Below are 16,203 nucleotides of genomic sequence, written 5' to 3'. Positions count from 1 at the left end.
GTCGGGCCTCGCGGACTGCCTGCGCGGGGCAACCCCGCGTGGTGGATACGGTCAGGGGGTGGTTCAGCTGACATCGCCCGACTCGCCAGGTCCCGTCGGACGGTTCCTCGGCGTGCTCCTCGGCCTCGGAGTCGTGGCCGTCGGGGTCGCCCTCGTCCGGGACTCCGAGACCGCGTTCGGTGCCACGGGGGCGTCGATGTTCGTGGTGCTCGGCGCCATCGTGCTGCTGTCCTTCGTCGCGCTGCGGCCGGTGTCGGCGCGTCCGGCGCCTGCGGCCCAGCAGGTGACCTGGGAGGGTGAGCCCGCTCAGTTCCACCCACATCGCGCCGACCGGCGCCGGATCGTGGGGATGATCGTCCTGACCCTTCTCGGTGGATGGTTCGCCGTGATGGGGGTCGTGGGTGCGGTGGAGGAGACGTGGCTGTGGGCGGTGCTGGCCGCAGTGCCGGCGGTCTACTTCCTGGGCTTCCCCGTCCTGGGCGCCCTGGGCCGGTTCCGCGTGGGAGGGTGGTGGCTCACGCCGACCCGCGTCGTCGTCGAGCACCACGGCGTACGCAGCGAGCTGTCGCTGGGCGACGTGGGGACGGTGACGCCGTGGTCCCGGAGCGTGCACGTGGCGCCGAGTGGGTCGGCCACGACCAGCCGTCGCTCGCTCACGCCCATGCCGTGGCGCGCCCGGCCGCACCCCGTCGACCTGGTCATTCCCGTGGACGCGGGTGCAGCACCGGGGGCCAGCGAGGACCTGGCCGCGTTGCTGCGCGGGGCCGCCCGGTCGGCTCCGCGTCGATCCGGCTAGTCAGCCCTCGCCGCGCAGCGAGAACGACCGCAGCCGGTCGCCGGCGAACCACACGCGGTGGAGCCCGATCCGGGCCACGCGATCGACCTCAGTCCCGGCGGGCCTCGCGGACGACGGCTGCGGCCTCCTCGCGAGTGTCGACGCCGAGCTTGAGCAGCACGGCGCTGACGTAGTTGGCGACGGTCTTGCGCGAGAGGACCAGCCGGTCGGCGATCTGGCCGTTGGACAGGCCGCGACTGACGAGGTCGGCGACGTCGAGCTCGCGACGGGTCAGCCCGGGGAGCCGCTCCGCTGTCCGGCCGACGGGGGCCGGTCGGCCCACACCTGCACCGAGCCACTGCGCACCGGACACCACCGCGTGGATCGCGCCCAGGATCTGCTCGGGGTCGGCCTGCTTGGAGACGTAGCCCCGGGCGCCGGCGTCGAGGGCCCGCACCACCGACGGCTCGTCGTCGAAGAGGGTGATCACCACGACCCGGGTCGAGGGGTGCGCGGCGGTGATGTGGGCGGTGGCCTCGAAGCCGTCCTGCTCGGGCATGGACAGGTCCATCAGGACCACGTCGGGCTCCGTCGTCGCGACCACGGCCACCGCCTCACGGCCGTCGGCCGCCTCGCCGACGACCTCGTGCCCGGCCGCCCGCACCAGCGCGACGAGACCTTTGCGGAAGACGGGGTGGTCGTCGACCACGACGAGACGGCTCACGACGCCTCCAGCGGAAGGACGACGTCGAGCCTGGTACCGGCAGCGGTCCGGTCGTAGCGGGCGGTGCCGCCCACCTCGGCGGCGCGCTCGGCGATGGAGTGCATGCCGATGCCGGGGCGTACGTCCGGTGGCAGGCCGACCCCGTCGTCGGCCACCGTCACGTGGAGGTGGTCGGCGTCCACGCGGAGCGAGACCTCGACGCTGCTCGCCTCCGCGTGCCGCCGCACGTTGCTCACCGCCTCGCCGACGATGGTGAGGGCAGCGAGGTCGACCGCGGCCGGCAGGACCAGCGGGTCGGTCGCCACGACCCGGACCTCCAGGTCGTCGTGCGCCGAGGTGCGGTGGCGGATCGCGGCGACGAGGCCGTGGTCGTCGAGGACCGGCGGTCGCAGGCCGTAGGAGATCTCCCGCGACTGCGCGACCACCTCCTTGATGTCCTCGTGCAGCTCGGTCGCCTCCGGCAGCCCGGTGCGGCGTGCCAGCGCGGCCGCGCTCAGGGACAGCCCGGACAGCGTGGGGCCGAGGTGGTCGTGGAGGTCGCGACGCAGCCGACGGCGCTCCTCCTCCCGTGCCGCGACCACCCGCTGGCGCGACTCGGCGAGCTCGGCCAGGGCACGGTCGCCGTGCAGCGCCGGCGCCGCATGGACGCCGAGCGCCTCGACCACCCGTCGGTCGCGCGCGGTGAAGGTCGTCTCGCCGCGGCGGTGGGGGAGCGACAGGACCGCGAGCCGCTCGCCGCGGTAGGTGAGGGCGAAGTCGCTCCCGGTCAGGTCCCCGACCGGCTCGAACCACGATCCGGTGATGGTCCCGCCGTCGAGGTGGATGGCGCGGGTCGCGGCGTCGAGGACGATCGCGGGCACGGAGTCACCGTCGGCGCGCTCACCCAGCCGCCGCAGCATGTCCGTCACGGCCGTCCCCGCTGACGGCCGTCCGCGGTAGACCAGCCAGTCGGCCAGCCGACGGCCGAGCGCCAGGACGGGCACTGCGCCGACCCCCACCGCGGCGGCTCCGGCCCCGGGGCCGTGCCAGCCGTCGACGACGGCGTACGCCCCGGCGAGTACCGGCACCACCAGGAGGACGAGGACGGTCGCGTGGAGGGCACGGTCGACATCGAGGCCGACCGGGTTCACCACGGCGCCCACGAGGCAGACGGCGAGCGGCAGGACGGCCAGTCGAGCGCCGACGACCGAGCCGGCAGGGCCCTCGCCGATGGTGCCGTACGCGGCTGCGACCGCCGCGAAGCAGGCGACGGTCAGCAGGGTGCCGAGGATGACCCAGCGCACGGCCTGGCGCTCGCGGGTGGTCGACCGACGTCGATAGCGGTGGACCTGTGCCAGGAGGAGGACCATCTGCCCGGCGCCGACACCGGACCAGAGCGGGTGCTCGCTCCAGGCGCCGTCGCTCAGGATCTCGCCCGTGGTGAGCACGAAGCAGGCGGCGACCGGCACGACGAACCAGCGCGGCACGAAGCGACCGTCCGGGAAGACCGAGACCAGCAGCGGGAAGGTGAAGAACCATGCCGAGGCAGGGAGGACGGGGGTGAAGCCGAGCAGCACCAGGACCACCGAGACCCAGCCGAGCGCCTCCCGGGCGGGCCGGCGGACGGCGATCGCGTGTCCGACGACGACGAGCGCCAGGACGAGCGAGACCGCCGGCGGCACGATCTCGCTCGCCCGGATCAACGCGGCGGCGTCAGGCATGTCCGCATGCTGTCACCGTCGCGACGTCACGAGGAAGGTGCAACCGATGACCAGCAGGCTCAGGACGTACCCCATGAGCCACCACGGGGACCCGAAGGGCAGGGCCAGGCCGGCGACCGGCCCCAGCAGCGACAACCCGACCACCACCGCCAGGGGGGTGCCGATGGCGCCCACCCGTCGCGCGGTGGTGACCAGCAGGACCGACCAGAGCGTGAAGCCCACCGCGAACAGGATGATGGCCCCGGTGATGTCGAGGTAGGTCCCGTCGAGGGCCACCCGCTGGAGCTCCACGTCGTCGGTGACCTCGGGCAGACCGGCGCCGATCGAGGTGTAGATGCGGAACGACTCCGCGGCCACGACGAACCACGCGACCGCGCCGAGGACGCCGCCGGCGAGCCCCACCTGCTGGGCCACCGACGCCTCCCCGCCGCGCAACCTGATCAGCCCCCACGTGCCGAGGACGAAGAACAGGATCCCCAGCCCCATCCCGCTGAAGACCAGGACCTCGATCGACCCGTTCCAGCGCATGGCCTCGATGTCGGACCACGCAGGTGCGTCGGGCGCGTCCGAGGCGGCCATCACGCTGACCAGGATCGGTTGGCAGACCCAGGCCAGCACGGCGCCCACACCGCCCAGCCCGGCGATCCGGTGGAGCCTCCTTGCGGCGTCGGTCCGGTCGTCGTCAGTGGGCGTGGTGCCCAGCAGGTCGCTCGTGCTCATCGTCGTTCTCCTCGTGTGGAAGGGCGTACGACGAACCTCGCCCCTCACCGTCCCGGGAGGACAGTGAGAAGCGATCACGGATCCGGGAGGCTCAGTCCTCGCCGCGCAGCGAGAACGACCGCAGCCGGTCGCCGGCGAACCACACACCGACGAGGGTCACGACGACGCTGGCGCCGATCGCCCACGGCAGGTTGGCCGGGTCGGGCAGCTGGTCGGAGAGCTCGTGGCCGATCCGCAGGCCCCACTGGCCGATGCTGAGCCAGGCCACGCCCGTGAAGAGGTTGCCGAGCAGGCCCTCCCAGATCAGCACGAACATCAGCGAGGCGATCACCGCGTGGCGGGTGACGGCCGAGACGGCGAGGAAGAGGGCGGAGTACGCCGTCCCGGCGACGGCCGCGCCCACGAAGAGCGCGGTCGCCCGGGCACCGTCGCCCGTGATGAGCGCGGCGACGAAGATCGGCAGCGCGCCGGCCACCAGCGTCGCGGAGAGAGCGACGAGCCACTTGCTGATCGCGATGCCGTAGCGGTTCACTGGCTTGGACAGCAGGTAGGCGATCGAGCCGTCGTCGACCTCCGGGCCCAGCACCGAGGAGGCCGCGAGGATCGCGACGAGCGGCAGCACGAGGGGGTAGCCCAGCCCGGGCAGGATCTCGTAGGCCGCGTCGCCGTCGGTGAGGGCGGTGACCAGCGCGACGAGCCCGATCAGCAGGACCGGGAAGGCCAGCAGCAGGAAGAAGCGCCGCCGGCCCAGCAGGGCCTGGAGGGCGAGCTTGGCGATCGTGGGGTTGAACACTGCGGAGGTCATCGGGCCACCAGGTAGGCGAAGACGCTCTCCAGCGACTCGTCGCTGGGGGAGAGCTCGAAGATGGTCAGGTCGTGCTGCCGGGCCAGGCCGGGCAGCCCCACGGCGAAGCTGCCCAGGTCGTCGACCTGGACGTCGAGGTGCTCGCCGCGCAGGCTCACCGCGCGCACCGACGCCTGCGCCATGAGCAGGGTGGCAAGCGCACGGTTGTCGCTGGACTGGACGGCGTACTGCACGGGGCGGTCGGTCATCAGCCGGCGGATCGCACCGAAGTCGCCGGAGGCGGCGTGGCGTCCGGAGACGACCACCTCGATGTGGCGGGCCAGGCGCTCCACCTCCTCGAGGATGTGGGAGCTGAAGAGCACCGTGCGGCCCTCGTCGCCGAGACGACGCAGCAGGTCCATCAGGTGCATCCGCTGCCGTGGGTCGACGCCGTTGAACGGCTCGTCGAGCAGCAGCACCGACGGGTCGTGGACCAGCGCGGCGGCGATCTTGACGCGCTGGCGCATGCCCTTGGAGTAGGTGTCGAGGCGGCGCTGGGCCGGCTCGACCATGTCCACCACCTCGAGGATCCGCTCGGTCGCGCCGGCCGCGTCCGGCAGGCGGTGCAGGTCGGCGTTGGCGCGGACGAACTGGCGCCCGGTGAGGTAGCCGAAGCTGAGCTCGCGCTCGGGCACGAGCCCGATGCGGCGGTAGACCTCGGTGTTGCGCCACACGGGCTGGCCGTCGAGCGTCACGTGCCCCGACGACGGTGCCAGGAATCCCGACATCATCGCCATCAGCGTCGTCTTGCCGGCGCCGTTGGGGCCGAGCAGCCCGGTGACGCCGGGGCCGACCGAGAGCGAGACGTCGTTGACCGCCACGACGTTGCCGAACCAGCGCGAGGCCGAGTCGAGGACCAGGGTGCTCATCGCGACCCCACCTTCTGGAAGCGGGCGACCAGCCCGAGCAGGCAACCGGCGCCCAGCAGGAGCGCCACCAGGACGTAGACCGGGACCCAGGCGCCGTCGACGGGCACCTGGGTGGTGATCCCGGCGTCCCAGGCGTCGGCGAGCCCGCTGTAGAGCGACCAGGGGGAGGCCAGGCCGACCGCCACGGAGGCGGAGTCGGCGTCCTCGCTGGCCGAGATGGCCTGGACCGCGGTGACGACGCCGGTGAGGACGATGAGCGCCATCACCGAGCCGACGACGGCGAAGCCGCGGCGCAGCGACACCGAGGAGATGAGGCCGGTGATGCCGGCGACGAGCGCTGCGAGCCCGGCCTGGAGCACCACCGCCTTGAGCATCCCGGTGACCTGGTCGCTCGTGTCGAGTCCGGCCAGCAGCGCGCCGACGAAGAGCAGGAGCGTCGGCACCAGGGTGAAGGCCCACAGCGCGACGGTCATCGACAGCCACCGCACCAGCGCGAAGGCGGTCGCGCCGAGGGGGCGGGCGAGGTAGAGCACGATCGAGCGGTGGCGCAGGTCGCGCGAGAACAGCACCGGCGCCTGTGAGGCGGCGAAGAGGCTGACCAGCAGCTGGGTCTGGTTGGTGTAGTCGGCGTAGGAGACCGGCAGCGACGTGGCGGGGGTCAGGACCAGGACGCCGACGACGATCGTGGCCGGCAGCACCGACATGGCGAGCAGGAGGAACGGCATCACCTTCGACTTGCCCGAGCGCCCCAGGCCGTACGCGTGGCGCAGGCCGGTGGTGAACAGGGTGCGGGCGATCGTGGCGGAGCCCTCGCGCGGCCCGTCGTAGCGGCGGTAGCCGAGGTCGTGGATGACCCCGGTGCGGGGGCTCTCGGTCGGGATCTCAGGCACGGGTCGCACCCTCCTCCAGGAAGACGTCCTCGAGGTGGCCGCGGTCGGGCTGCAGCCGCATCAGGCCGAGGCCGAGCTCGGCGGCGACGTCGCGGATCAGGTCGTGCGCCGCGCCCTCGAGGGCGAGCTCCGGCGGGGGCGGGTCGATCGACACCATCGGGCCCCGCGGCCGGCAGGTGAGGCCACGCTGCGCGAGCGCCTCGCCGAGCCGGTCGCGCTCGGTCTCGGTGCCGATGACCTCCACCAGCAGGCTGCCGGTGCGCTGGAGGAAGTCGCCGGTGGCGCTGGAGCGCAGCAGGTGGCCACCGTCGAGCACGATCACGTGGTCGCTGACCTGCTCGAGCTCGCCGAGGAGGTGGGAGGTGACGAGGACCGCGATGCCGAAGTCGCTGCCGATGCGCTGCACCAGCCGCAGCATGTCGGTGCGGGCCGCCGGGTCCAGGCCGTTGGTGGGCTCGTCGAGGAACACCAGCTGCGGGTCGTGGGCGAGGGCCTGGGCGAGCTTGGCACGCTGCTTCATGCCGGTGGAGTAGCCGCCCATCGGCCGATAGCGCTCCTCGTCGAGGCCCACGTGGCGCAGCACGTCGGCGGCGCGCTCGCGGGCCGCGCTCGAGCCGAGGCCGGACATCCGGGCCATGTGGACCACGAAGTCGCTCGCGCTGACGTCGGGCGGCAGGCAGTCGTGCTCGGGCATGTAGCCCACCACCCGGCGGATCTCCTGCCCGCCGTGCTCGATGTCGTGGCCCAGCACGCTCGCGTGCCCGCCGGTCGGCTCGAGGAGCCCCAGCAGGATCTTGATGAGCGTCGACTTGCCCGCGCCGTTGGCGCCGACCAGACCCGTCACGCCCGCGCCGACCTCGACCGTGAGGTCGGTCAGCGCGTGGACCGTCCCGTAGTGCTTGGTGAGGCCCGCGGTCGTGATGACCGGCAGCCCCCCGGTGTGCACCGCTCCCGTGTGTCCTGCGTGTTCCCCCGTCACACCGGCCACGCTAGCGGTCGGGACCGACCCCCGGCATCAGGGATGGCCCCGAGACGTGTGGAGGTGTGGTGAAGATCGGCTCAACCGCCGAAGCGACCGTCCGCGCTCCACGCCACGCACGCGACCTGTCCACCGCGTCTCGTCGGTGCCCAGGTCCCGCATCCGCTCGATGCCGCCGTCCAGATAGGGGCGCAGCTCCACGCCCGAGCCCGCCGGCAGCGCGTCGACGTACGACTCGAAGCGCTCGCGGCACACGCCCTCGGCCTCGTCCACCGCCTCGGCGGCCCAGGCAACACCCCGGCGGTCGGGCTGTCCTCACACCTGCGGGGGGACGTCATGGGATCTGGCGGTTCGGACCGCCGGTTCTCATGACGTCCCGCCTGCGCCCTAGTCTTTTCCCATCATTCCCCGGTTGGTCTGCCGGGCACTTGGCAGCCCCGCCCGAGGCGGGCCCTAGGCTTGTCCGCACGATCCCCGGTTGGTCTGCCGGCAGGGCCCGCCTGACTTTGAATCAGGACTAGCGACGTAGGTTCGACTCCTACCCGGGGAGCCAGCTCGTCCGTGCCGCCTCGGCCCGCCCCGGTAGCGTCGTGACATGACCGTCTCCGAGCTCGTCGGCGTCTACGACGCGGACGGTGGGCTGCTCGGGGAGGCGGCGTACGTCTGGGGCAAGGTGCGCGGCACCCGCCACTGCGGGCTGTGCGACATCACCCACTCCACGGTGCGCCGCAAGGGCGAGTGGGACCGGATGGTGGCGCGCCTGCCGGTGCCGGTGCGGCTGCTGCACCTCAACGAGCTCGACGACGACCTGCGAGCGGTCGTCGCCGCGACGCGGGCACCGGTGGTGCTGGCGCGCGAGGTTGGGGCCTGGCGCGAGCTGATCGGGGTGGCCGAGCTCGACGAGATGGCCGGCTCGGTGGACGCCTTCGAGGCGGCCGTACGTCGCCGCCTCGACGAGGGGACCACCGCGTGACGACGTGGGCGCCGACCCTCTCCTGGTGCGCGCTGGTCGTGGTCTTCGCCGCAATGTCGAACGTCTGGAACGGCCACGAGCCGGGCTGGTACGCCTCGCTGGCGCGCCCGTCCTTCCAGCCGCCCGACATCGTCTTCGGCCTGATGTGGCCGCTGAACTTCCTGCTGCTCCTCGTCGTCGGCGTGACGACGGTCCGCACCGCACCGGCGGGTGCCGCCTGGACGGCCACCGGCGTGCTCGCGGTGTCGGTGGCCCTGGCGCTCGGGTGGGCCTACCTGTTCTACGTCCCGCACAGCCTCGTCGCTGCCGCTTCCTGCCTGGCCGGTGCCGCCGTACTCACGTGGGTGCTGCTGGTCGTGGTGGCCCGGATCGAGGTGTGGGGTGCCCTGGCACTGGCGCCGTACGCCCTCTGGCTCTCGGTGGCGACTGCGCTGTCGGTGGCCTACGCCAGGCTGAACTGAGCGGGCTCCGGGATGGCGACGTACGACGACCTGCTGGCGCGCGTGCGCGCCCTGGCCGAGACCTCCGAGGCCGTCCCCATCGTGGGGATCAGCGGCCACGGCGGGGCCGGCAAGTCGACCCTCGCGGCCAGGCTGGGGGCCGACCTCGGACTCCACGAGGACCAGGTCGTGCCGACCGACTGCTTCTACGCCCCGACCTGCGGCCCGGACGCCGGGTTGTGGGAGCAGCACGACTGGCCGGCGATCGAGGCGCTGGTCTCCCGCGCACGCCGGTTGCCGCGACCTGAGCGGCTGCGCTTCGACTACCGCTGGTGGACCGGGCAGACCGGCGTGGAGGACCACCCGATGCCACAGGTGCTTGTCGTCGAGGGCATCCGTCTCCTCGCCGACCGCACGCGCGACTGGTTCGACCTCGCCGTGTGGATCGACCTCGATCCCGACACCGCAGGTGCGCGCGCGAAGGCCCGCAATCTCGCCCAGGGCGACGACCGGGCCGAGCTCGACCTCTGGGACACCAAGTGGATCCCCGAGGGCCACGCCTACGCGCGGCTCGAGCACCCCGAGACCCGCGCGGACGTGGTGCTGCGGGCCGAGGGCCCGGACGTCGGCGGGACCTAGGACCCTGTCGACGTCCGCACGAGGCGGCGAGACTCGGGGGAGAGACCCGAGGAGCCTGCGATGGACCACGCGCCACCCCCACCCGCGCCTGCCACCGTGCGCGTCGTCGTCGAGGACGTCTGTGACCTCGAGGAGCGCGTCAGCGCCGCGGCGCGGCGGGCCCGCGAGTGCCACCGGGCCGTGGAGCTCGTCGAGCCGTTCGTCGCCGAGTGCGACCACGCGGGCCGGGCCGGGCTGATCCGGCGCATGGACGTCGCGCTGGCGGTGGCGCGTCGCGCCGCGCCCGGCGTCGAGATCCGGGTGGGCGGCGCGATCGAGCTCCCCCGACCCCGCGACCCGCGATGAGCGGGCTGGTCGAGGTGCCGGTCGTGCCGGTCGCCCTCGCACGTCTGGCCACGCTCCTCCCACCGGAGCGGGTGCGGCGCGTCGAGGAGCACGCCGCCACCGCACGCCGGCTGCTCGACGGCCGCACGCTGTGGAACGTCAGCTCGACCGCGCGCGGGGGCGGTGTGGCCGAGATGCTGCACACGCTCGTCGCCTACGCGGCCGGCACCGGCATCGACATCCGCTGGCTCGTCATCGGCGGGGACGCGGACTTCTTCGCCGTCACCAAGCGGATCCACAACCGGCTGCACGGCGTCCCCGGCGACGACGGTGCGCTCGACGCCGGCGCGCGGGCGGCGTACGACGCCACCCTGGCGCGCCAACGCGACGAGCTGCTCCGTCGCGTCCAGCCCGGCGACGTCGTGCTGCTCCACGACCCGCAGACCGCCGGCCTCGCCGGGGCGATGCGCGAGCGGGGGGCCCACGTCGTGTGGCGCTGCCACGTGGGGCTCGACGAGACCAACGCGTGGACCGACGATGCGTGGGACTTCCTGCGCCCGCTGGTCGAACCGGCGCACGCCTGCGTCTTCTCGCGGGAGGAGTTCGCGCCTGCGTGGGTCGACCGGCGCTGGCTGCGGATCATCCCGCCCTCGCTCGACCCCTTCAGCCCGAAGAACGCCGAGCTGTCCACCGCGGAGGTGGAGGATCTGGTGCACCGCCCCGGGATGGTGGTCGAGGGGACCGCGCTGCCGCACGATGCCCGCGTCGTCCTCCAGGTCAGCCGCTGGGACCGGCTCAAGGACATGGCCGGCGTGCTGGACGCCTTCGCCGCGCACCTCGACGACCTGCCGCCCGACGTCCACCTCGTGCTCGCCGGCCCGGAGGCACGTGGGGTGGCCGACGACCCCGAGGCCGCGGAGGTGCTCGCCGAGTGCCGCTCGCAGTGGCGCGCGCTGCCGGAGCGGGCACGTGCGCGCACGCACCTCGTCTCGGTCCCGATGGACGACCTGGTCGACAACGCGCGGGTCGTCAACGCCCTCCAGCGGTGGGCCACCGTCGTGGTGCAGAAGAGCCTCGCGGAGGGCTTCGGCCTCACGGTGACCGAGCCGATGTGGAAGGCCCGGCCGGTGGTCGCCTCCGCGGTCGGCGGCATCCGCGACCAGGTCGAGCACGACGTCACCGGCCTGCTGCTCGACGACCCGCGCGACGGCGTCGCGTTGGTCGCGGCGCTGGCGTCGCTGCTCGCCGACCCGGAGCGGTGCGGGGACCTGGGGCGGGCCGCCCACCTGCACGTGCGCGACCACTACCTCGCCGACCGCCACCTCATCCAGTACGTCGACCTCCTCGCGCAGCTGCTCGACGAGGAGGCCGCGCCGGTGGTCGTTCAGCGCTGACCGGTCGCGGCGCGGTAGGCGTCGAGCGCGGTCGGCAACGTCGGGAAGACGTGCTCGGGCCCGATGCGCTCCAGCAGCCCACTCGGTGCGAGGGTCTCGCGCTGCTCCTGCTTGAGCCGCGCCAGCGCCAGCACGACGCCGCGCGCCTCGAGCTCCGCGCGCAGCGTCTCGAGGGCGTCGGCGCCGGTGAGGTCGACCTCGCCGATGGCCTCGGTGTTGAGCACCACCCACTGCGGGGCGTACGCCTCCACCGACTCCCGGACGCGGCTGAGGAAGTTGTCGGCGTTGGCGAAGAACAGCGGCGCGTCGTAGCGGTAGACGAGCAGCCCGGGCACCGGCGCGGCGTCGGGGTAGTCGTCGACGTCGTGCATGCCCGCCAGGTCCGGGACCAGCCCCTCGACCGCGTCGTGCGGCCGCGCCACCCGCCGGAGCAGGTCGATGAGCGACAGGCTCACCGCCACCAGCACACCCTGGAGCACGCCGAGGACCAGCACGCCGGCCGTGGTGGCCAGCGCGATGAGCAGCTCGGTGCGTCGGTAGCGCGCGATCCGGACGAACTCCGCGACGTCGACCAGCCGCAGCCCGGCGTAGACCACGACCGCGGCGAGGGCGGCGTCCGGGAAGCGGGCCAGGACCGGTCGCAGCGCGACGACCAGGACGAGCGCGGCCGCCAGCGTCGACAGGCCCGCCCAGCGGGACCGCCCACCCACCGCGTCGACGATCGCCGTCCGGCTGCCCGAGCTGCTGACCGGGAAGCCGTGCACCACGCCCGCCGCCACGTTCGCCGCGCCCAGGGCCAGGAGCTCGCGGCGCGCGTCGATGCGGTCGCCGTGGCGTACGCCGAAGGCCCGGGCGGTGAGCACGTTGTCGGTGAAGCCGACGACGGCGATCGCCAGCGCGGTCGTCAGCAGCGCCCACGACCCCACCGACGCGACCGACGGCAGGCCGACCGACGGCAGGGCGAAGGGCAGCTCCCCGACCACGGCCACCCCGTCGTCGGGCAGCCCGGCCAGGGCCACCCCGAGGGTCGCCACGAGCATGCCGACCAACGGCACCGGGCCGGTGGGCCACAGCCGGGAGCCGGCGAGCAGCAGGGCGAGGGTGCCGAGGCACACCGCGAGGGTCGGGACGTGCACGGCTGCGGGGTGCTGGAGCAGCCACCACGTCTGGGCCAGCACGGTGCCGTCGGGGACGTCGGCGCCGCTCCCGCGCGCGGTCTGCGAGAGGACCATGAGCCCGGCGATGCCGGCCATGTAGCCGACGAGCACCGGCTTGGAGAGCAGGTCGGCGAGGAACGCGAGGCCTCCGGCCCACGCGATCAGGCACACCGCCCCGACCGCCAGGGCCAGCACGGCCGCCGCGTCCTGCGCCGACTCGCCGGTCACCGTGACGCTGGCCAGGGCGGCGCCCGTCATCAGCGCGGTGGTCGACTCCGGGCCGACGGACAGCTGCGGCGAGGAGCCGAGGAGGAAGTAGACGGCGAGGGCGACGAAGGCCGCCCAGAGCCCGGCCGCCGGGGGCACGCGCGCCAGCCCGGAGTAGGCCAGGACCTGCGGCACGAGGTAGGCAGCGACCGTGATCCCGGCCACCACGTCACCACGCAGTGCCCTCCGCCCCGGAGGACGGAGGCTCACCGACCACGACATGGCGACCAGTCGACCGCAGGCCGCCCCGACCCGCTAGGGCACTTCGTCCCGTCGTCGGTCCGCTGCCGCGACGCGGGCCAGGAAGGCGCGGTAGTCGGCCGCGCTGCGCCCCGGCGCCTCCAGCATCGGCATGTGCCCGATGCCGGGGTAGAGCACCGTCCGGGCACCAGCGATGCCCTCGGCCCACGCCCGCGCGGTGCTCGGGTGGACCAGGCGGTCCTCCTCGCCCCACATCACCAACGTGGGAGCGGTGATCTCGTCGAGCCGGTCGTCGAGGGTCGCGACGCCGTAGAAGTCGGCGAAGATCTCGGCGAGCTGGTCCCTCCGGGCGACGTAGTCAGCGGCGACCGCGGCCCGCAGCGCGGCGGGCAGGAAGGGCGGGCGCGCCATCGTCATGGCGTAGAAGTCGGGGAAGTCCGCGACGCTCTCGAGCAGGAACGGGTTGCGGCCCTGGCGGAAGAGCACGTCGGCCTCGCTCGGCTCGGGCGAGGCGACGCCCACCGCGTCGCTGAGCAGCAGCGAGGCGACCCGGTCGGGGTGCTCGACGGCGAGGGTGGCGGCCACGAAGCCGCCCATCGAGTTGCCGCCGACGTGGGCGGAGCCGATGCCGAGGCGGTCGAGCAGGGTCGCGAGCCGCGCCGCCTGCGCCGGGGCCGAGTGGCCGACGCCGCTGGTGAAGCCGGTCGCGCCGTGCCCGGCCAGCTCCGGCACGATCACCCGGTGGTCGCGCAGCAGGTGGCGCGCGAACCGCACCCACACGACCCGGTCGGCGGAGTAGCCGTGGACGAGCACGACCGCGGGCGCGTCGGCCGGCCCGCCCTCGAGGAGGGCGAGGGAGCAGTCCCCGACGTCGACGCGGCGCTCGCGCAGGCCGTACGCCCGCGCCTCCGCGGCGGTCGCGGCGGCGTACGCGCGTGCGGCGATCGCCGTGCGCCGGTTCACTTGGCACCCCGCGAGCGCACGACGCCGGTGATGAGGCGCTGGTAGCCGGCCGGGGCGATGCGGGCCATCGCGTCGAAGACCCGGGCGTCGGGGCCGACGAGCACCCGCCGCTTGTCCTTGCGGACCGCCTCGACGATCACCTCGGCCGCCTTGGCGGGGGTGGTGATGAAGGACCTCTCGAACTCCCTCGACGAGGCCTCCGCGGACTTGCCGGTCGCGCCCGCGACGCTGGCGTCCACCCGCGCGGCGCGGGCGATGTTGGTCTTGATGCCGCCGGGGTGCACGCACGTGGCGCTCACGCAGGACCGCGTCAGCGCGAGGTCCTGGCGCAGCGACTCGGTGAAGCCGCGTACGGCGTACTTGCTGGCGTTGTAGCCGCTCATCAGCGGCTGCGCGGTGAGGCCGAAGACGCTGGAGATGTTGACCACGTGGCCCTCGCCGGAGGCCTCGAGGTGGGGGAGGAACGCCTTGGTGCCGTGGACCACGCCCCAGAAGTTCACGCCCATGATCCAGCGGTAGTCCTCGGTCGAGAGCGACGCGACGGTGCCGGACAGGGCGACGCCGGCGTTGTTGACGACGAGGTTGACGCGGCCGTGGTCGGCGACGACCTCGTCGGCCCAGGCCAGCACCGCGGCCTCGTCGGCGACGTCGACCACCGAGGTCGTGACCGCACGTGCGCGGCCGGTGAGCAGGCGCTCGGTCTCGGCGAGCCCAGCGGCGTCGACGTCGGACAGGGCGAGCCGGCAGCCGCGGCCGGCCAGCTCGAGCCCCAGGGCGCGGCCGATGCCGGAGCCCGCCCCGGTGACGGCGGCGACCTTGTCGTCGAGGGTCTTCATGCGGTGGTGCTCCTGTCGGGAGTGACGTGGCTGGTGACGTGGCTGAGGACGTGGTGCTCGGGTCGGAAGCGCCGCGCGAGGCGGCGGAAGGAGAAGGAGAAGCCGGGGAACATCGCGATCACCCTGCCCGAGCGCGACTGGTACCACGAGGTGCACCCGCCGTCGTGCCACACGGTCTTCTCCATCTCACGGTGGACGTGCGTGGTGTAGGCGTCCTCGGCCTCGGGCAGCACCTCGATGCTCGCCGCCTCGGCGTCGACCACCGCGTCGATCGCACGCAGGAGGTACAGCATCTGCGACTCGATGACGAAGATCGCGCTGGTGTGGCCGATGCCGGTGTTGGGGCCGGTGACGACGAAGAAGTTGGGGAAGCCGGGGACCGTCGTGCCGAGGTAGGCGCGGGGGAACTCGTGCCAGACGTCCGCGAGGCGTACGCCGTCGCGCCCACGCACGTCGTAGGGGATCAGCCCGTCCGTGGCGTCGTAGCCGGTGGAGAAGACGACCACGTCGAGGTCGACGTGCTCGCCCGTGGCGGTGACGATGCCGGTCTCGTCGAAGCGGGCGATGCCGTCGGTGCGGTCGTGGAGCGTGGCGTTCGCGGCGCCCAGGGCCGGGTAGAGCGTGTCCGACAGGATGATCCGCTTGCAGCCGATGGTGTAGTCGGGCGTGACCTTGGCGCGCAGCTCCGGGTCCGGCACCTGGGTCTCGATGTGGCGCAGGGCCTCGCGCTGGGCGACCCGCTTGAGCAGCCGGCGGCTGTGCTTGAAGCCGATGACCCGGGTCTCGAGCTTCCAGTAGATCGCGGTGCGCAGCGCCCGCTGGAAGGGGCGCAGCCGCAGCAGCCGCCGCTGGAGCGGGGTGAAGACGCGGTCCGGGCGGGGGAGCACCCAGTGGGGGCTGCGCTGGAAGACGTGCAGCGCGGCCACCTCGGGCTGGATCGCAGGGATGACCTGCGCGGCGCTCGCGCCCGACCCGACGACCGCGACCCGCCTGCCGGCCAGGTCGACGTCGTGGTCCCAGCCGTTGGTGTGGAAGGCGTGCCCCGCGAAGTCGTCCAGGCCCGGGAACGGCGGCACGACCGGGGTGCTCAGCGGGCCGGAGGCGTTGACGACGAAGCGCGCGCGGTGGACGGTGCCGTCGGCGGTGCGCACGGCCCAGGCCTCGCCGTCCCACTCCGCCGACACGACCTCGGCGCCGAGGACGGTGCGCTCACGGAGGCGGTGCTTGTCGATGACGTGCTCGGTGTAGGCGCGCAGCTCCGCCTGCTCGGCGTACATCCGGGTCCAGGGGTAGGGCTCGGAGGCGATCGAGTAGAGCGGGGAGGGCACGTCGACGGCGGCACCGGGGTAGGAGTTCTGGCACCAGGTGCCGCCCATGAAGTCGCGGCGCTCGAGGATGCGCACGTCGGTGATGCCGCGGCGCAGCAGGTTGATGGCCGTGACCTGGCCGCCGAAGCCGCTACCGATGACGAGCACCGTCGTGATGTCCACCCCGGCACACTAAAGTGA

The 16,203-nt window shown here is 73.5% G+C and carries 18 protein-coding genes and 1 tRNA gene; 7 read left to right on the top strand and 12 right to left on the bottom strand.

What is annotated here, in order from left to right; genetic code table 11:
• Positions 1 to 58 precede the first annotated feature (58 nt).
• Positions 59 to 796 carry a PH domain-containing protein gene (locus tag IRX98_RS06050; protein WP_224274756.1) on the top strand — a complete coding sequence of 246 codons (738 nt, stop codon included), beginning with the start codon at positions 59 to 61 and terminating at the stop codon, positions 794 to 796.
• 88 nt (positions 797 to 884) lie between these two features.
• On the opposite strand, the gene IRX98_RS23360 is transcribed toward IRX98_RS06050, so the two are convergent.
• The 8 genes from IRX98_RS23360 to IRX98_RS06010 all read right to left on the bottom strand — a co-directional run bounded on the left by IRX98_RS23360 (position 885) and on the right by IRX98_RS06010 (position 7,774).
• Positions 885 to 1,499, bottom strand: a complete 615-nt coding sequence (locus tag IRX98_RS23360) for a response regulator (RefSeq protein WP_224274755.1) — start codon at positions 1,497 to 1,499, stop codon at positions 885 to 887.
• Positions 1,496 to 3,199, bottom strand: a complete 1,704-nt coding sequence (locus IRX98_RS06040; RefSeq protein WP_224274754.1) for a sensor histidine kinase — start codon at positions 3,197 to 3,199, stop codon at positions 1,496 to 1,498. Before IRX98_RS06040 ends, IRX98_RS23360 begins: the two co-directional genes overlap by 4 nt.
• A 12-nt stretch (positions 3,200 to 3,211) precedes the next feature.
• Entirely contained in the window at positions 3,212 to 3,919 is a 708-nt protein-coding gene (locus tag IRX98_RS06035; protein WP_224274753.1) for a hypothetical protein, read from the bottom strand.
• A 91-nt stretch (positions 3,920 to 4,010) separates the two neighbouring features.
• Positions 4,011 to 4,724 (bottom strand): ABC transporter permease, encoded by a 714-nt coding sequence (locus tag IRX98_RS06030; RefSeq protein ID WP_224274752.1) that lies wholly within the window; start codon positions 4,722 to 4,724, stop codon positions 4,011 to 4,013.
• Positions 4,721 to 5,632 (bottom strand): ABC transporter ATP-binding protein, encoded by a 912-nt coding sequence (locus IRX98_RS06025; protein ID WP_224274751.1) that lies wholly within the window; start codon positions 5,630 to 5,632, stop codon positions 4,721 to 4,723. The genes IRX98_RS06030 and IRX98_RS06025 overlap by 4 nt, the downstream gene beginning before the upstream one ends.
• Positions 5,629 to 6,522: an ABC transporter permease gene (locus IRX98_RS06020; RefSeq protein ID WP_224274750.1), complete on the bottom strand. Its 894-nt coding sequence runs from the start codon at positions 6,520 to 6,522 to the stop codon at positions 5,629 to 5,631. The genes IRX98_RS06025 and IRX98_RS06020 overlap by 4 nt, the downstream gene beginning before the upstream one ends.
• The gene (locus IRX98_RS06015) at positions 6,515 to 7,468 is read right to left on the bottom strand and encodes an ABC transporter ATP-binding protein (RefSeq protein ID WP_224274749.1); all 954 of its coding nucleotides are present in this window, start codon (positions 7,466 to 7,468) and stop codon (positions 6,515 to 6,517) included. The genes IRX98_RS06020 and IRX98_RS06015 overlap by 8 nt, the downstream gene beginning before the upstream one ends.
• 69 nt (positions 7,469 to 7,537) lie before the next feature.
• Positions 7,538 to 7,774: a hypothetical protein gene (locus tag IRX98_RS06010; RefSeq protein WP_224274748.1), complete on the bottom strand. Its 237-nt coding sequence runs from the start codon at positions 7,772 to 7,774 to the stop codon at positions 7,538 to 7,540.
• Positions 7,775 to 7,972: 198 nt separating this feature from the next.
• Between IRX98_RS06010 and IRX98_RS06005 the strand changes: the two genes are divergently transcribed.
• The 6 genes from IRX98_RS06005 (at position 7,973) to IRX98_RS05980 (ending at position 11,271) form a co-directional block, all read left to right on the top strand.
• Positions 7,973 to 8,054 (top strand) — tRNA-Gln (locus tag IRX98_RS06005).
• Positions 8,055 to 8,096: 42 nt separating this feature from the next.
• A complete protein-coding gene (locus IRX98_RS06000; protein ID WP_224274747.1) occupies positions 8,097 to 8,474 on the top strand; it encodes a hypothetical protein in 378 nt (125 codons plus the stop codon).
• Positions 8,471 to 8,935 carry a TspO/MBR family protein gene (locus tag IRX98_RS05995; protein WP_224274746.1) on the top strand — a complete coding sequence of 155 codons (465 nt, stop codon included), beginning with the start codon at positions 8,471 to 8,473 and terminating at the stop codon, positions 8,933 to 8,935. Before IRX98_RS06000 ends, IRX98_RS05995 begins: the two co-directional genes overlap by 4 nt.
• A gap of 12 nt (positions 8,936 to 8,947) precedes the next feature.
• On the top strand, positions 8,948 to 9,553 hold the full coding sequence (locus IRX98_RS05990; RefSeq protein WP_224274743.1) for a nucleoside/nucleotide kinase family protein: 606 nt from the start codon (positions 8,948 to 8,950) through the stop codon (positions 9,551 to 9,553).
• A 60-nt stretch (positions 9,554 to 9,613) separates the two neighbouring features.
• Positions 9,614 to 9,898 carry a hypothetical protein gene (locus IRX98_RS05985; protein WP_224274742.1) on the top strand — a complete coding sequence of 95 codons (285 nt, stop codon included), beginning with the start codon at positions 9,614 to 9,616 and terminating at the stop codon, positions 9,896 to 9,898.
• Positions 9,895 to 11,271: a glycosyltransferase gene (locus IRX98_RS05980; protein WP_224274741.1), complete on the top strand. Its 1,377-nt coding sequence runs from the start codon at positions 9,895 to 9,897 to the stop codon at positions 11,269 to 11,271. The genes IRX98_RS05985 and IRX98_RS05980 overlap by 4 nt, the downstream gene beginning before the upstream one ends.
• Here IRX98_RS05980 and IRX98_RS05975 read toward each other — a convergent pair.
• From IRX98_RS05975 to IRX98_RS05960, 4 genes are all read right to left on the bottom strand, one after another.
• A complete protein-coding gene (locus IRX98_RS05975) occupies positions 11,262 to 12,863 on the bottom strand; it encodes a SulP family inorganic anion transporter (RefSeq protein WP_308044402.1) in 1,602 nt (533 codons plus the stop codon). The genes IRX98_RS05980 and IRX98_RS05975 overlap by 10 nt on opposite strands.
• 87 nt (positions 12,864 to 12,950) lie before the next feature.
• Positions 12,951 to 13,859: an alpha/beta fold hydrolase gene (locus tag IRX98_RS05970; protein ID WP_224274739.1), complete on the bottom strand. Its 909-nt coding sequence runs from the start codon at positions 13,857 to 13,859 to the stop codon at positions 12,951 to 12,953.
• Positions 13,856 to 14,695, bottom strand: coding sequence for an SDR family NAD(P)-dependent oxidoreductase (locus IRX98_RS05965; protein ID WP_224274738.1), 840 nt, complete (start codon positions 14,693 to 14,695; stop codon positions 13,856 to 13,858). The genes IRX98_RS05970 and IRX98_RS05965 overlap by 4 nt, the downstream gene beginning before the upstream one ends.
• A complete protein-coding gene (locus IRX98_RS05960) occupies positions 14,692 to 16,185 on the bottom strand; it encodes a flavin-containing monooxygenase (protein WP_224274736.1) in 1,494 nt (497 codons plus the stop codon). The genes IRX98_RS05965 and IRX98_RS05960 overlap by 4 nt, the downstream gene beginning before the upstream one ends.
• Between the last annotated feature and the right edge of the window lie 18 nt (positions 16,186 to 16,203).

This window comes from Nocardioides lacusdianchii (assembly GCF_020102855.1).
GTDB classification, from domain to species: Bacteria; Actinomycetota; Actinomycetes; order Propionibacteriales; family Nocardioidaceae; genus Nocardioides; species Nocardioides lacusdianchii.
This window is presented reverse-complemented; position numbering and strand designations above follow the sequence as displayed.

Coding starts and splice junctions, on each gene's coding strand:
- IRX98_RS06025 (WP_224274751.1), bottom strand. CDS start 5,632: ATGAGCACCCTGGTCCTCGACTCGGCCTCGCGCTGGTTCGGCAACGTC.
- IRX98_RS05965 (WP_224274738.1), bottom strand. CDS start 14,695: ATGAAGACCCTCGACGACAAGGTCGCCGCCGTCACCGGGGCGGGCTCC.
- IRX98_RS06030 (WP_224274752.1), bottom strand. CDS start 4,724: ATGACCTCCGCAGTGTTCAACCCCACGATCGCCAAGCTCGCCCTCCAG.
- IRX98_RS05985 (WP_224274742.1), top strand. CDS start 9,614: ATGGACCACGCGCCACCCCCACCCGCGCCTGCCACCGTGCGCGTCGTC.
- IRX98_RS06035 (WP_224274753.1), bottom strand. CDS start 3,919: ATGAGCACGAGCGACCTGCTGGGCACCACGCCCACTGACGACGACCGG.
- IRX98_RS06040 (WP_224274754.1), bottom strand. CDS start 3,199: ATGCCTGACGCCGCCGCGTTGATCCGGGCGAGCGAGATCGTGCCGCCG.
- IRX98_RS05990 (WP_224274743.1), top strand. CDS start 8,948: ATGGCGACGTACGACGACCTGCTGGCGCGCGTGCGCGCCCTGGCCGAG.
- IRX98_RS05980 (WP_224274741.1), top strand. CDS start 9,895: ATGAGCGGGCTGGTCGAGGTGCCGGTCGTGCCGGTCGCCCTCGCACGT.
- IRX98_RS06000 (WP_224274747.1), top strand. CDS start 8,097: ATGACCGTCTCCGAGCTCGTCGGCGTCTACGACGCGGACGGTGGGCTG.